The following is a 15,832-nucleotide window of genomic DNA, read 5'->3' on the forward strand; positions in this document are numbered from 1 at the left end:
ATTGTTTATATTATTTGGAGGATTACCCAAGTCCGGCTGAAGGGAACGGTCTTGAAAACCGTCAGGCGTGTAAAAGCGTGCGTGGGTTCGAATCCCACATCCTCCTTAATTTTTATCGCGGGATGGAGCAGCTAGGTAGCTCGTCGGGCTCATAACCCGAAGGTCGTAGGTTCAAATCCTGCTCCCGCAATTTGGCTCGGTAGCTCAGTTGGTAGAGCAATGGATTGAAGCTCCATGTGTCGGCGGTTCGATTCCGTCTCGCGCCATTTTGTTTAGCGGGTGTAGTTTAGTGGTAAAACTACAGCCTTCCAAGCTGTTGTCGCGAGTTCGATTCTCGTCACCCGCTTTATTTGGAATAAATAGCCAAGCATTTAGCTTGGGCGCGTAGCTCAGATGGTTAGAGCGCACGCCTGATAAGCGTGAGGTCGGTGGTTCGATTCCACTCGTGCCCATATTGGAGAATTACTCAAGAGGCTGAAGAGGACGGTTTGCTAAATCGTTAGGTCGGGTAACTGGCGCGGGGGTTCGAATCCCCCATTCTCCGTATTATGACGAATTATCTTGTAAGATAATTCGTTTTCTTTTACTGTTTACAGAGGTGACAAAATGAAAAATAGTTTTTACAAATTTCTTCTCTATGGATTTATTACTTTTCTATTTTTTGTTATGTTTTTTTCTTTTCTTTTTACAAATAAAAAGTTGACGAAGGATTTATCTTCTAATGTTTCGGGAGTTATTTCTAAGGTGGATTCTGTGGTCTCAATTCCTTTTGTCGCTTTAACTAAATCGCATAATGTCATCTCTGATTTGTTATCAACTTATTCTGAGAACAGGGATTTAAAAAAGTCCTTATCCTCACTTCAGAATCAATCTGCAATCATTTCCAATTTACAAGAAGAAAATGATTCTCTAAGGGCTTCTTTGAATCTTTCAGATAAGCTTAGTCGAGATAATGTTATAACAGCCGAAGTTTCTATGCGACCTTCAGTTAATTGGTTAAAAGAGTTAACGATTAATGTTGGTAAATCTAAGAATGTTAGCAAGTCTATGTTAGCAACATCTAATGGTGGTGTCATAGGTTTTGTGACAAAAGTTTATGATGATAGTACTACCATTTCTTTACTCTCAGGTAGTCTTAGTGATACTTATTTAGCTTCTAGTGTTATTTCTGAGGATGGGAATCAGGTTTTTGGCATCATTTCAAATTATGATAATAAAAAGAAGCTTTTAAAAATGACACAACTTAACTCTTCAGAAAATATTAAGAAGGGTACAGAAGTGGTCACTAGCGGTCTCGATGATGTCTCTGTAAAGGGTGTGCCAATTGGAACTGTTGAATCTGTGAGTGATTATGAAGGAAATCGAACTATTTTTATAAAACCTTATGCAGATTTTGATAAAATTTCTTATGTTACTTTAGTTGGAGATGGTAAATAATATGAATTTCTCTAAGTATTCTTTTGTTCCTTTTTTACTTAGTTTCATTCCTTTTCTATGGGATGGTCATATTTCGATGATACTTAATCATTATTTGTCTCCAGAATTTTTTCTATCATCTCACCTTTTTATTATATATGTCTTTTTAATGACTTTAAACTTATCTACTAGTAGATTGTCATACCTTTATCTCATTTTTCTTGGCTTTATTTATGACACTTACTATTTTAAAACAATTGGTATAGTTATCCTTACTCTTCCCATTTTATGTTTTCTATTGACCCAGTTATCTCGATTTGTTAAACGAAACGCTTACGTTGATTTACTATTAGTCTTCTTATCCTTATTTATTTTTGACATTATCAATTTTGGGTTTGTATTATTATATGGTTACTCAAACGAGTCCATAACTGATTTTATTATTTATCAATTAAGCCCTAGTTTGTTTTTAATCTTTTAATGTTTATTTTAACTAAACCTATTATTGAAAAATTATTTTTGTATCTGTCAGTTGATAGATTTAAATAGAACTGTAATATTGACGTAACAAAGTTTGCGTCATTTTTTGATACAATTATAAGGTCTTATCGAAAAGGAGTAGTATTTTATATTATGAAAAAACGTATTCTTTCAGCAGTGCTGGTAAGTGGTGTAACCCTTTCAGCAGCTGCAACTGTACATGCAGAGGATTATGATTCGCAAATCGCTGCTGCAGATAACACAATTAGTAACCTTGCTTCTCAACAAGAGACTGCGCAAGCTCAAGTTACTACAATTCAATCACAAGTATCAACTCTTAGAACTCAGAAATCAGAATTAGAAGCTAAAAATGCGGAACTTGAAAAAGTATCAGCAGGATTAGAATCTGAGATTCAAGAATTATCAAGTAAAATTGTGGCTCGCCAAGATTCTTTGGCTAAACAAGCTCGTAGTGCTCAACAAAATAATACTGCGACTAGCTACATTAACTCTATTTTGAATTCTAAGTCAATCTCTGAAGCGATTACTCGCATTACAGCTATTTCAAAAGTGGTAACAGCGAATAATGATATGTTGACAAAACAAGAGTCTGATCAAAAAGAGCTTGCTGCTAAGCAAGAAGAAAATCAAGCTGCAATTAATACTATCGCAGCTAATAAGTCAGAACTTGAAACAACAGAAGCTGGTTTGACAACTCAACAAGCAGAACTTGAAGCAGCACAAGTTGCTTTGGCTGCTGAATTGACAACAGCTCAAAATGAGAAAACATCACTTGTTTCTGCTAAATCAACTGCTGAATCTGCAGCAGCTTCAACTGCCGCATCGGTAGCACAATCTCAAGCAGTTGCTGAATCAGAGGCAGCTGCACAAGCTGTGGCTTCTTCAGAAGCGGCAGCATCAGTAGCACAATCAGAAGCGGCAGCAACTTCACAAGCTGTAGCTCAGCCTTCAGAGGCACCAGCTTCTGAAACATCGACAGCTTCAGAGGCTGCACAAGCACCAGCTTCATCAGAAACATCAGAAGCACAAGCACCTGCAGCTTCTACTTCAGAAGCACCAGCAAGTCAAGCGACAGAAACATCAGAAGCAGCACAAGCACCTGCAGCGCCAGCTAGTCAAGAACAACAACCAGAGTCGGCTGCTCCTGCAACTTCAGAAGCTGCTCCTGCCTCTACTTCAGAGGCACCAGCTAGTGAAGCACCAGCTGCATCAGAAGCTCCGGCTCCTGCAGCACCAGCTGAAACAGCTAAAGTTGAAGCCGCTGCGACACCTAACACATATCCAGTTGGACAATGTACTTGGGGTGCAAAATCATTGGCTTCATGGGCTGGTAATAACTGGGGTAATGCTAAAAACTGGATTGCTAGTGCGCAAGCAGCTGGTCACTCAGTAGGTACAACTCCTGTAGCCGGTGCAATTGCAGTTTGGCCAAATGATGGTGGTGGTTACGGTCACGTAGCTTACGTTACATCAGCATCAGGTGCAAACTCAATTCAAGTTATGGAATCAAACTACGCTGGTAACATGTCAATTGGTAATTACCGTGGTACATTTGATCCTACATCATCAGCTCACGGTGGTTCTGTATACTATATTTATCCATAATTGATATTAAAGATACGATTCGAATGTTTTCGAATCGTTTTTTGTTTTTCAAAATGGGTGTTATGATATAGACATTTAGATAGAAAATTACTGTTATTAATAATTGTATCTTATGATACTTGTTAAGTTCCTATGACACCATTTATTTGACGTTGAAAATCAGTTTAAAAAAAGGTAGAATGGAGTAGTAAATATTTTGGAGGAAATCATGTCTTATACGAATTTAAAGTTGTTCGCTTTGTCGTCTAACCAGGAATTGGCAGCAAAAGTTGCTGATAAAATGGGTATTGAACTTGGAAAATCAAGTGTTCGTGAGTTTTCAGATGGCGAGATTCAAGTTAATATTGAAGAGTCTATCCGTGGTCATCACGTCTTTATTCTTCAATCTACAAGCTCTCCTGTAAATGATAATTTGATGGAAATCTTGATCATGGTTGATGCGCTAAAACGTGCGAGTGCTGAGACAGTTAGTGTTGTCATGCCTTACTATGGTTATGCACGTCAAGACCGTAAGGCTCGTTCACGTGAACCAATCACATCTAAATTGGTTGCTAATATGCTTGAGGTGGCTGGTGTTGATCGTCTTTTGACTGTGGACCTTCATGCTGCCCAAATTCAAGGATTCTTTGATATTCCTGTAGACCATTTGATGGGTGCTCCTCTTATTGCTGATTACTTTGATCGTGCTGGTCTTACTGGAGATGATGTAGTTGTTGTTTCTCCGGACCATGGTGGTGTGACTCGTGCGCGTAAATTGGCACAATGTTTGAAAACGCCAATCGCTATCATTGACAAACGTCGTAGTGTTGATAAAATGAACACTTCTGAAGTTATGAATATCATTGGTAATGTTGAAGGTAAAACATGTATCTTGATTGATGATATGATTGATACTGCAGGTACTATCTGTCATGCGGCAGATGCGCTTGCTGAGGCTGGTGCAACTCATGTTTTTGCATCATGTACACACCCTGTATTGTCAGGTCCAGCACTTGATAATATTCAAAAATCTGCTATTGAAAAACTTGTCGTGCTTGACACGATTTATCTTCCAGAAGAACGTTTGATTGATAAGATTGAGCAAATTTCTATTGCTGATTTAATTTCTGAGGCAATCATTCGTATTCATGAAAAACGTCCGTTGTCACCATTGTTTGAAATGGGCCATAAATAGACTAAAGCTAGCCTAGGCTAGCTTTTTTGGTGTTTAAATGCGTTTGAGTTTTTGATATAATGTAAGGCATAATTGCAAAGAGGTGACCGTGATGGATTTAACACAACGTTTTAATAAAAATTTAGATAAGATTGAAGTTTCAATGATTCGTCAGTTTGACCAATCAATTTCAGATGTACCAGGGATCAAAAAGTTGACACTTGGTGAACCTGATTTTACAACTCCAGATCATGTAAAAGAAGCTGCTAAAGCTGCTATCGATGCTAACCAGTCGCACTATACAGGTATGGCAGGTCTTCCTGTTTTACGTCAAGCAGCTGCGGATTTTGTTAAGGAAAAGTATAATCTTACTTATAACCCAGATAATGAGATTTTGGTGACTATTGGGGCAACAGAAGCCCTTTCTGCGACTTTGACAGCTATCTTAGAACCCGGTGATACAGTTCTTCTTCCTGCACCAGCATATCCTGGATACGAACCTATTGCTAATCTAGTTGGTGCTGAAATTGTTGAAATTGATACAACTGCTAATGATTTTGTTTTGACTCCAGAGATGTTAGAAAAGGCAATTTTGGAGCAGAGAGATAATCTTAAAGCAGTTTTGCTTAACTATCCAACCAACCCAACTGGTGTGACCTATTCGCGTCAACAGATTTCAGATTTGGCTGAAGTCTTGAAAAATACGATATTTTTGTTGTTAGTGATGAAGTCTACTCTGAGCTAACTTATGTGGATCAACATGTCTCTATTGCGGAATATTTACCAGAACAAACGATTTTGATCAACGGCTTGTCTAAGTCTCATGCGATGACAGGCTGGCGTATTGGATTGATTTTTGCACCAGCAATTTTGACGGCTCAGTTGATTAAGAGTCACCAGTATTTGGTGACGGCTGCAGCTACTATGGCACAATTTGCAGCTATTGAAGCCTTATCTGCTGGTAAGGATGATGCACAACCAATGAAAGTTGAGTATTTGAAACGTCGTGATTATATTCTTGAAAAAATGTCTGAACTTGGTTTCAAGATTATTAAACCTGATGGTGCTTTCTACATCTTTGCTAAGATTCCAGAAGGCTATACTCAAGATTCCTTTAAGTTCTGCCAAGACTTTGCACGTGAAAAGGCTATTGCGATTATCCCTGGTGTTGCCTTTGGGAAGTATGGTGAAGGCTATGTTCGCTTGTCATATGCAACTAGCATGGATACTATTGAAACAGCTATGACTCGTTTGAAAGAGTTTATGGAAGAACATGCAGAAGCTTGAGAGTAGAGGGCTTGTCCTCTTCAATCGTAATTATCGTGAGAATGATAAGTTGGTTAAGATTTTTACTGAACAAGCTGGTAAACGGATGTTTTTTGTTAGAGGTGGTGGGGCAGGTAAATTAAGTGCTGTTATTCAACCTTTGACCATTGCTGAATTCATGATGACTGTAAATGATGAAGGTCTATCTTTCATAGAAGATTATAGCCAGGCAGAGTCCTTCAAGAAAATTACATGCGATATTTTCAAGCTGTCTTATGCGACTTATTTGGCTGGATTGACGGATGCCGCTATTGCTGATGATATGGTGGATGCGCAATTATTTGCATTTTTGGAGAAGACGCTTGAATTAATGGAAGAAGGTTTAGATTACGAAATTCTGACCAATATCTTTGAGGTTCAGGTTTTGGACCGTTTTGGTGTAAAATTGAATTTTCACGAGTGTGTCTTTTGTCATCGTGTAGGGCTTCCTTTTGATTTCTCGTATAAGTACTCAGGTTTACTTTGTCCAAATCATTATGTTGAGGATGAAAGGCGCAGTCATTTAGACCCTAATGTGCCTTATCTTTTAGATCGCTTTCAGGGACTTTCGTTTAAAGAATTGAGAAGCATATCTGTGAAGGATGACATGAAACGAAAGTTGCGACAATTTATTGATGAGCTATATGATAATTATGTTGGGATACATCTTAAAAGTAAGAAGTTTATTGATAATCTAAATTCATGGGCTCATATCATGGATAAGGAAGATAGTGCTGATTAGGCATTGTCTTTTTTGTTTCACGTGAAACAGTGAATCAAAGGTTTTCAGGCTCAGGGGTTAAAATGCAGGTCAGTTCGTGCTATAATAAGAAGATAATAAGCTGAAAGACTCTGCTTAAAATAGAAAATTGGATATATCTATTTTAATTATAGATTGTTTGATTGATGAAAATTCGAGTCTATTTTTTAGAGCAGAGGATGAGAGGGAGAATGCTATGCATGTAATTGCAGTTGATGCTATGGGTGGCGATAATGCGCCACAAGCAATTGTAGAAGGAGTCAATCAGGCTTTGTCAGATTTCAAAGATATTGAAATCCAGCTTTATGGTGATGAAACTAAAATTAAGACCTATTTGACAGCGTCTGAACGTGTTAGCATTGTACATACCGATGAAAAGATAAATTCAGATGACGAGCCAGCTAAAGCCATTCGCAAGAAAAAGAAAGCATCTATGGTTTTGGGTGCACAAGCTGTTAAGGAGAAAACGGCAGATGCAGTGATTTCTGCAGGGAATACAGGTGCTCTTCTGGCAGCAGGTCTCTTTGTGGTTGGACGTATTAAGGGAGTTGAGCGTCCAGGTCTGATGTCAACAATGCCAAGTTTTACAGGTCAACCCTTTGATATGCTTGATTTAGGTGCTAATGCAGAAAATACAGCTAGTCACTTGCATCAATATGCGATTTTAGGATCCTTCTATGCAAAAAATGTTCGTGGAATTGCCAACCCTCGTGTAGGTCTACTTAATAATGGGACTGAGGAAACTAAGGGTGATAGTCTTCGTAAGGAAGCTTTCGAACTCTTGTCTCAGGAGCCCAGTATTAACTTCGTCGGAAATGTTGAGGCGCGTGAAATCATGTCTGGTGCTGCTGACGTTATTGTGTCTGATGGCTTCACAGGAAATGCGGTTCTTAAAGCAATCGAAGGAACGGGACTTGGTGCCATGAAGACTCTTAAGTCGGCCATCATGAATGGTGGGCTTAAAGCTAAGTTAGGTGCTCTTCTCTTAAAGGATAGTCTACAAGGTATGAAAAAGACTATGGATTACTCAAGTGCCGGAGGTGCGGTTCTCTTTGGTCTTAAAGCTCCCGTAGTAAAATGTCATGGATCTAGTGATGCTAAGGCAGTTTATTACACCATTAAGCAAGTTCGTACGATGCTTGATACTAAGGTAGTTGACCAACTAGTTGAAGCCTTTAGTCCGAAAGAGGAGGCTGAATGATGAGTAGAGTAGAAATTCTTCATAAAATGCAACTTGTTATTCAGGATCAGATGGGGAATAAAGACATTGTTTTAACCGAAGATACTAAATTAGATGACTTGGGTGTGGATTCAATAGAACTTATGGAATTCATTATTAATTTGGAAGATGAGTTTGCTCTTGAAATTTCTGATGATACTATTGATCATATGGATAAGGTAGCCGATTTGTTGGATTATTTGTCTGAGCAATTGAATAACAGATAAGCTAGTTAAACTTTAGTTTCTAGATTTCAAGTGAATCTAGTACTGCAGTTATGCCAGCATTTATAGTTCATATCTTATAGGAGTGGGACAAGAAACTAAATGTTACCTTGATTTAGTTCTGTCAGGCTCCTTTTTTTCTATACATTATTTATTAAAAAATCTAAATAAGCCACTAAACACGAACGATTTAATTTTACCTAAGTAACAAAGTTTGTTATATGTTGGTTTTTTGTTTTTGTATGGTATAATGAAGAAGAAAAAACTTGAAAGGCGAACAATTCCATGTCAAACCAACTGATTTATACTGGGAAAGCTAAAGATATTTATAGTACAGAAGACGAAAATGTGATTAAGTCGGTCTATAAGGACCAAGCAACCATGCTTAATGGTGCTCGTAAGGAGACTATTAAGGGTAAAGGTGTGCTGAATAATCAGATTTCGTCTCTTATTTTTGAAAAATTAAACGCTGCCGGTGTGGCAACACACTTTATCGAACGTATTTCTGACACAGAACAACTCAATAAAAAGGTGAAAATCATTCCTTTGGAGGTTGTTCTTCGTAACGTGACTGCAGGTTCATTTTCAAAGCGTTTTGGTGTTGAAGAAGGAATAAACTTGGATACACCTATTGTTGAGTTTTATTATAAAAACGATGATTTGGATGATCCGTTTATCAACGACGAACACGTGAAATTCTTGGGTGTTGCAAATGATGAACAAATTGCTTATATCAAGGAAGAAACACGTCGTATCAATGAATTGTTGAAAGATTGGTTTGCACAAATTGGTCTTCGTTTGATCGACTTCAAATTGGAGTTTGGCTTTGATAAGGACGGCAAGATTATCTTGGCAGATGAATTTTCACCAGATAACTGCCGTCTTTGGGATGCTAAAGGTCACCACATGGATAAGGATGTTTTCCGTCGTGATCTCGGTAGCTTGACAGATGTTTATGAAGTTGTATTGGAAAAATTACAAGGCTTGAAGTAATTTTTTGAATTCCTCTCCAATGCAGTTTTTAAGTAGAAATAAATAAAGGAAATAAAATGGATAAACGTATTTTCGTTGAGAAAAAAGCTGATTTTCGTGTGAAATCTCACTCTTTAGTAAAGGAATTACAGCATAATCTTCAGTTGAAAACCTTGAAGGACCTTCGTATTGTACAGGTTTACGATGTCTTTAATTTGGCAGAGGATTTGTTTGCGCGTGCAGAAAAACATATCTTCTCTGAACAAGTGACAGATACTGTTTTGGATGAAGCTGCAGTGAAGGCTGATCTTGAGAAGTATGCTTTCTTTGCCATTGAAAGTTTGCCTGGTCAATTTGACCAACGTGCGGCCTCTTCACAAGAAGCTTTGCTATTGCTGGGTAGTTCAAATGATGTAACGGTGAATACTGCTCAATTGTACTTGGTTAACAAGGATATTGCTGCTAATGAATTGGAAGCTGTCAAAAACTACCTATTGAACCCAGTGGACTCTCGTTTCAAAGATATCACTGTTGGCATTGCGAAACAGGATTTCTCTGAGTCCGACAAGACTATTCCAAACTTGGATTTCTTTGAAACTTATACGGCTGAAGATTTTGCTAAGTATAAGGCAGAGCAAGGATTGGCAATGGAAGTGGATGACCTTCTCTTCATTCAAGATTACTTCAAGTCTATTGGACGTGTGCCAACTGAGACTGAGTTGAAGGTTTTGGATACTTACTGGTCTGACCACTGCCGTCATACAACTTTCGAGACTGAGTTGAAAAACATCGACTTCTCAGCTTCTAAATTCCAAAAACAATTGCAAGCGACTTATGATAAATATATCGCCATGCGTGATGAGTTGGGACGTACAGAAAAACCTCAAACTTTGATGGATATGGCGACTATTTTTGGTCGTTATGAGCGTGCCAATGGTCGTTTGGATGACATGGAAGTGTCTGATGAAATCAATGCCTGCTCAGTTGAAATTGAAGTGGATGTCAATGGTGTGAAAGAACCATGGCTTCTTATGTTCAAGAACGAAACTCACAACCACCCAACTGAAATTGAACCATTTGGTGGTGCGGCTACTTGTATCGGTGGTGCCATTCGTGACCCATTGTCAGGTCGTTCATACGTTTACCAAGCTATGCGTATCTCAGGTGCTGGTGATATCACAACACCAATTGCTGAAACTCGTGCTGGTAAATTGCCACAACAAGTGATTTCTAAAACGGCGGCTCATGGTTATTCTTCATACGGTAACCAAATTGGTCTTGCAACAACTTATGTTCGTGAATACTTCCACCCAGGTTTTGTTGCTAAGCGTATGGAGTTAGGTGCCGTTGTTGGTGCGGCTCCTAAGGAAAATGTTGTCCGTGAAAAACCAGAAGCAGGTGATGTGATTATCTTGCTCGGTGGTAAGACTGGACGTGACGGTGTTGGTGGTGCGACAGGTTCTTCTAAAGTTCAAACGGTTGAATCTGTTGAAACAGCTGGTGCTGAGGTTCAAAAAGGGAATGCCATCGAAGAACGTAAGATTCAACGTCTTTTCCGTAATGGTGAAGTGACACGTCTCATCAAGAAATCAAATGACTTTGGTGCTGGTGGTGTCTGTGTGGCTATCGGTGAATTGGCAGATGGTCTTGAAATTGATCTAGACAAAGTGCCATTGAAATACCAAGGTTTGAACGGTACAGAAATTGCCATCTCTGAATCTCAAGAACGTATGGCCGTGGTGGTTCGTCCGGAAGATGTAGATGCCTTCGTTGCTGAATGTAACAAAGAAAATATTGATGCTGTTGTCGTTGCAACAGTGACTGAAAAACCAAATCTTGTCATGCACTGGAATGGCGAAACCATCGTTGATTTGGAACGTCGATTCCTTGATACTAATGGGGTACGTGTAGTTGTAGATGCTAAGGTGGTTGACAAGAATGTCAAGCTTCCAGAAGAACGCCAAACCTCTGCTGAAACCCTTGAAGCAGATACTCTTGAAGTCTTGGCTGACCTTAACCATGCTAGTCAAAAAGGTTTACAAACCATCTTTGATAGCTCAGTTGGTCGTTCAACAGTCAATCACCCACTTGGTGGTCGTTACCAAATCACACCAACTGAAGCTTCAGTACAGAAATTGCCAGTCCAACATGGAGTGACTCATACGGCTTCTGTCATGGCGCAAGGGTTCAACCCATATATCGCAGAATGGTCCCCATATCATGGTGCTGCTTATGCGGTCATCGAAGCAACAGCCCGTTTGGTTGCTGTTGGTGCAAACTGGTCTAAGGCTCGTTTCTCTTATCAAGAATACTTCGAGCGTATGGATAAACAAGCAGCCCGTTTTGGTCAACCAGTATCAGCTCTTCTTGGATCAATCGAAGCTCAGATTCAACTTGGTTTGCCATCTATCGGTGGTAAAGACTCTATGTCTGGTACTTTTGAAGAATTGACAGTACCACCAACCTTGGTTGCCTTTGGTGTGACAACAGCAGATAGCCGTAAGGTTCTTTCTCCGGAGTTTAAAGCTGCTGGTGAAAACATCTATTACATTCCAGGTCAAGCTTTGGCACAAGAAATTGACTTTGATCTTATCAAGTCTAACTTTGCTAAGTTTGAAGCTATCCAAGCCAATCATAAAGTCACATCTGCCTCAGCTGTTAAATATGGTGGTGTCCTTGAAGCTCTTGCCCTTGCAACATTCGGTAACCATATCGGTGTCACTGTAACCCTTGAAGATCTTGAGACTGCCTTAACAGCTCAATTGGGTGGATTTGTCTTCACATCTCCGGAAGATATTGCAGGGGTTGCCAAGATTGGACAAACAGCAGCTGACTTTACACTTACTGTCAATGGTGTAACGCTTGATGGACACAAACTTGACAGTGCCTTCCAAGGTAAATTGGAAGAAGTTTACCCAACGGAATTTGCACAAGCAACTGAGTTGGAAGAAGTACCTGCGGTGGCGTCAGATGCTGTTATCAAAGCTAAAGAAAGAGTCGAGACACCAGTGGTTTACATCCCGGTATTCCCAGGTACTAACTCTGAGTACGATTCAGCTAAGGCCTTTGAAAAAGAAGGTGCAAAAGTCAACTTAGTACCATTTGTAACACTTAACGAAGAGGCTATTGTCAAGTCTGTTGACACCATGGTTGACAATATCGAAAAAGCTAACATTATCTTCTTTGCAGGTGGCTTCTCAGCAGCGGATGAACCAGATGGATCAGCTAAATTCATCGTAAACATCTTGCTCAATGAAAAAGTACGTGCAGCTATCGATAGTTTCATCGAAGGTGGTGGTTTGATCATCGGTATTTGTAACGGATTCCAGGCGCTTGTCAAATCAGGTCTCCTTCCATACGGTAACTTTGAAGATGCAAGCAGTACGAGTCCAACCCTCTTCTACAATGATGCCAACCAACACGTGGCTAAGATGGTTGAAACACGGATTGCCAACACGAACTCACCATGGCTTGCTGGAGTGGAAGTTGGTGACATCCATGCCATCCCAGTATCACACGGTGAAGGTAAATTTGTCGTAACAGCTGAAGAGTTTGCTGAGCTTCGTGACAATGGTCAAATCTTTACACAGTATGTTGACTTCGAAGGTAAACCAAGCATGGATTCTAAATACAATCCTAACGGATCTGTTAATGCTATTGAAGGTATCACAAGCAAGAACGGTCAAATCATTGGTAAGATGGGCCACTCAGAGCGTTTTGAAGACGGACTCTTCCAAAATATTCCAGGAAGCAAAGACCAACACCTCTTTGCCTCAGCTGTGAAATATTTTACTGGGAAATAATCGAGCGTGGTGAGCTCATTAGGGATATTTTTCACTACAGCAGTAGTCTTAGAGAGCTTGAAAATGATGCATTTTTGAGTTCAACACTTAGAAAAAGATGTTAGAAATGTCTGCTTTTGTTTAGGCTAGCTAAGGAAAATATCAAAAATAAAAGGTATAAAAAATGACATACGAAGTTAAATCTCTTAATGAAGAATGTGGTGTTTTTGGTATCTGGGGTCACCCAGATGCTGCCAAATTAACTTATTTCGGACTTCACAGTCTCCAACACCGTGGTCAAGAGGGAGCAGGAATTCTCTCTAATGATGCGGGCCAATTGAAGCGTCATCGTGATATGGGGCTTCTCTCAGAAGTTTTTCGTAATCCAGCCAATTTGGACAAGTTGACTGGTACAGCTGCTATCGGTCATGTCCGCTATGCGACTGCTGGTGAGGCTTCTGTAGATAATATTCAACCTTTCATGTTTAAGTTTCACGATGGACAATTAGGTCTTGCTCATAATGGAAACTTGACTAATGCAGAGTCACTTAGACGAGAGTTGGAAAAGAATGGGGCTATTTTTAGCTCAACTTCTGATTCAGAAATCTTAGCTCACTTGATTCGTCGTAGCCACAACCCATCATTTATGGGTAAAGTTAAAGAAGCTTTGAATACTGTTAAAGGTGGATTTGCTTATCTTCTTATGGTTGAGGATAAGCTCATTGCAGCCTTGGATCCAAATGGGTTCCGTCCACTTTCTATTGGTAAGATGGCCAACGGTGCTATCGTGGTTTCATCTGAAACTTGCGCTTTTGAAGTGGTTGGAGCAGAGTGGATTCGCGATGTAAATCCAGGTGAGGTTGTTATCATCGATGATAATGGCATCACTTACGATACCTATACAACGGATACGCAATTGGCTGTTTGTTCGATGGAGTATATCTACTTTGCCCGTCCTGATTCAAATATCCAAGGGGTCAATGTCCATACAGCTCGTAAACGTATGGGTGCTCAATTGGCACGTGAGTTCAAACATGAAGCAGATATTGTCGTTGGTGTGCCTAATTCATCACTTAGCGCAGCCATGGGATTTGCGGAAGAATCAGGCTTGCCAAATGAAATGGGCTTGATTAAAAACCAATACACCCAACGTACCTTTATCCAACCAACACAAGAATTGCGTGAGCAAGGGGTTCGTATGAAGCTCTCTGCCGTATCAGGTGTTGTTAAAGGAAAACGTGTGGTTATGATTGACGACTCTATTGTACGTGGGACAACATCACGTCGTATCGTTAATTTGCTAAAAGAAGCAGGAGCGACAGAGGTCCACGTAGCAATCGGGAGCCCAGCCCTTGCCTACCCATGTTTCTACGGTATCGATATTCAAACACGTAAGGAATTGATTGCGGCCAATCATACAGTTGAGGAAACACGCGAAATCATTGGAGCGGATAGCTTGACTTACTTGTCTATTGATGGATTGATTGATTCTATTGGAATTGACACAGATGCACCAAACGGTGGCCTTTGTGTGGCTTACTTCGATGGTAAATATCCAACACCATTGTATGACTACGAAGAACGCTATTTGGAAAGTTTGAAAGAACACACTTCTTTCTATTAAGAGCAGTGCAGAAGAAAAAGAGGAAAAAATTATGTCTAAAAATGCTTACGCTCCACGTCTCACTACTAACTAAAAGCTAAAGCATTTGTCAGTAGACACTTTGCCCTATGGGGTCAAAGCTAGAGACCTGACTAGTATTTTTAGATAAAAAGATGGTTCATCTAAAAATACGTCGCACTCTTTCTCGAAAAAAAAGGAATAAATAAAATGACAAATAAAAATGCTTACGCTCAATCGGGTGTGGATGTTGAAGCAGGTTATGAAGTTGTTGAACGTATCAAAAAACACGTTGCCCGTACAGAGCGTGCAGGTGTTATGGGAGCTCTCGGTGGCTTCGGTGGTATGTTTGACCTTTCAAAAACAGGTGTCAAAGAGCCTGTTTTGATCTCAGGTACAGATGGTGTCGGTACTAAACTCATGCTTGCTATTAAGTACGACAAACACGATACTATCGGTCAAGACTGTGTGGCTATGTGTGTTAACGATATCATCGCCGCAGGTGCTGAGCCCCTTTACTTCCTTGACTACGTAGCAACTGGTAAAAATGAACCAGCTAAATTGGAGCAGGTCGTTGCTGGTGTTGCTGAAGGTTGTGTGCAAGCTGGTGCAGCCCTTATTGGTGGTGAAACTGCTGAAATGCCTGGTATGTATGGTGAAGACGACTATGATTTGGCAGGTTTCGCGGTAGGTATCGCAGAAAAATCTCAAATCATCGACGGCTCAAAAGTAGCTGAAGGTGACGTGCTTCTTGGACTTGCTTCAAGTGGTATCCACTCAAATGGTTACTCACTCGTGCGTCGTGTCTTTTCTGATTACACAGGTGAAGAAGTTCTTCCAGAACTTGAAGGCAAAAAACTTAAAGACGTTCTTCTTGAACCAACTCGTATCTACGTCAAAGCAGCTTTGCCACTCATCAAAGAAGAATTGGTTAACGGTATTGCTCACATCACAGGTGGTGGTTTCATCGAAAATGTACCACGTATGTTCTCAGATGACTTGGCTGCTGAAATTGATGAAAGCAAAGTGCCAGTTCTTCCAATTTTCAAAGCCCTTGAAAAGTATGGCCAAATCAAACATGAAGAAATGTTTGAAATCTTCAACATGGGTATTGGTCTCATGCTTGCGGTTAAACCAGAAAATGTGGAACGTGTCAAAGAACTTCTTGACGAACCTGTTTATGAAATCGGTCGTATTGTGAAGAAAGATGGCGCTAGTGTGGTGATTAAATAATGGTGCTATCACCATTTTGTACGGAGAAATTGTAGAAAGGA

General features: G+C 39.9%; 10 protein-coding genes, 6 tRNA genes and 2 pseudogenes. All 18 read left to right on the forward strand.

The window, feature by feature from the left end; all coding sequences use genetic code 11:
* Window positions 1-16 precede the first annotated feature (16 nt).
* The 18 genes and pseudogenes from HSISS2_RS00005 (at window position 17) to purM (ending at window position 15,791) form a co-directional block, all read left to right on the forward strand.
* Window positions 17-106: transfer RNA gene (locus tag HSISS2_RS00005), tRNA-Ser, on the forward strand.
* A 10-nt stretch (window positions 107-116) separates the two neighbouring features.
* Window positions 117-190 (forward strand) — tRNA-Met (locus HSISS2_RS00010).
* A 3-nt stretch (window positions 191-193) separates the two neighbouring features.
* Window positions 194-266 (forward strand) — tRNA-Phe (locus HSISS2_RS00015).
* Between the two features lie 9 nt (window positions 267-275).
* Window positions 276-346: transfer RNA gene (locus tag HSISS2_RS00020), tRNA-Gly, on the forward strand.
* Window positions 347-378: 32 nt separating this feature from the next.
* A tRNA-Ile gene (locus tag HSISS2_RS00025) sits at window positions 379-452 on the forward strand.
* A 4-nt stretch (window positions 453-456) separates the two neighbouring features.
* A tRNA-Ser gene (locus HSISS2_RS00030) sits at window positions 457-544 on the forward strand.
* 62 nt (window positions 545-606) lie between these two features.
* Window positions 607-1,437, forward strand: coding sequence for a rod shape-determining protein MreC (gene mreC / locus HSISS2_RS00035; protein ID WP_002888621.1), 831 nt, complete (start codon window positions 607-609; stop codon window positions 1,435-1,437).
* 1 nt (window position 1,438) lies between these two features.
* Window positions 1,439-1,965, forward strand: a pseudogene (gene mreD, locus HSISS2_RS10550) (rod shape-determining protein MreD).
* Between the two features lie 84 nt (window positions 1,966-2,049).
* Window positions 2,050-3,522, forward strand: coding sequence for a CHAP domain-containing protein (locus HSISS2_RS00040; RefSeq protein ID WP_021144776.1), 1,473 nt, complete (start codon window positions 2,050-2,052; stop codon window positions 3,520-3,522).
* A 208-nt stretch (window positions 3,523-3,730) separates the two neighbouring features.
* Entirely contained in the window at window positions 3,731-4,696 is a 966-nt protein-coding gene (locus HSISS2_RS00045) for a ribose-phosphate diphosphokinase (RefSeq protein WP_008536329.1), read from the forward strand.
* Between the two features lie 91 nt (window positions 4,697-4,787).
* Window positions 4,788-5,962, forward strand: a pseudogene (locus HSISS2_RS00050) (pyridoxal phosphate-dependent aminotransferase).
* Window positions 5,949-6,722 carry a DNA repair protein RecO gene (gene recO, locus HSISS2_RS00055; protein WP_021144779.1) on the forward strand — a complete coding sequence of 258 codons (774 nt, stop codon included), beginning with the start codon at window positions 5,949-5,951 and terminating at the stop codon, window positions 6,720-6,722. Before HSISS2_RS00050 ends, recO begins: the two are co-directional and overlap by 14 nt.
* A gap of 214 nt (window positions 6,723-6,936) precedes the next feature.
* Window positions 6,937-7,941 carry a phosphate acyltransferase PlsX gene (plsX, locus tag HSISS2_RS00060; protein ID WP_021144780.1) on the forward strand — a complete coding sequence of 335 codons (1,005 nt, stop codon included), beginning with the start codon at window positions 6,937-6,939 and terminating at the stop codon, window positions 7,939-7,941.
* Entirely contained in the window at window positions 7,941-8,186 is a 246-nt protein-coding gene (locus HSISS2_RS00065) for a phosphopantetheine-binding protein (protein ID WP_002888609.1), read from the forward strand. Before plsX ends, HSISS2_RS00065 begins: the two co-directional genes overlap by 1 nt.
* 282 nt (window positions 8,187-8,468) lie before the next feature.
* Window positions 8,469-9,176: a phosphoribosylaminoimidazolesuccinocarboxamide synthase gene (gene purC, locus HSISS2_RS00070; RefSeq protein WP_002888608.1), complete on the forward strand. Its 708-nt coding sequence runs from the start codon at window positions 8,469-8,471 to the stop codon at window positions 9,174-9,176.
* Window positions 9,177-9,232: 56 nt separating this feature from the next.
* A complete protein-coding gene (locus HSISS2_RS00075) occupies window positions 9,233-12,958 on the forward strand; it encodes a phosphoribosylformylglycinamidine synthase (RefSeq protein WP_021144782.1) in 3,726 nt (1,241 codons plus the stop codon).
* Window positions 12,959-13,121: 163 nt separating this feature from the next.
* The gene (gene purF / locus HSISS2_RS00080) at window positions 13,122-14,561 is read left to right on the forward strand and encodes an amidophosphoribosyltransferase (protein WP_021144783.1); all 1,440 of its coding nucleotides are present in this window, start codon (window positions 13,122-13,124) and stop codon (window positions 14,559-14,561) included.
* A 207-nt stretch (window positions 14,562-14,768) separates the two neighbouring features.
* Complete coding sequence (purM, locus tag HSISS2_RS00085; protein WP_021144784.1) at window positions 14,769-15,791, forward strand: phosphoribosylformylglycinamidine cyclo-ligase; 1,023 nt, start codon at window positions 14,769-14,771, stop codon at window positions 15,789-15,791.
* The last annotated feature ends 41 nt before the right edge of the window (window positions 15,792-15,832 follow it).

Source organism: Streptococcus sp. HSISS2, assembly GCF_000448665.1.
Taxonomy (GTDB): Bacteria; Bacillota; Bacilli; order Lactobacillales; family Streptococcaceae; genus Streptococcus; species Streptococcus raffinosi.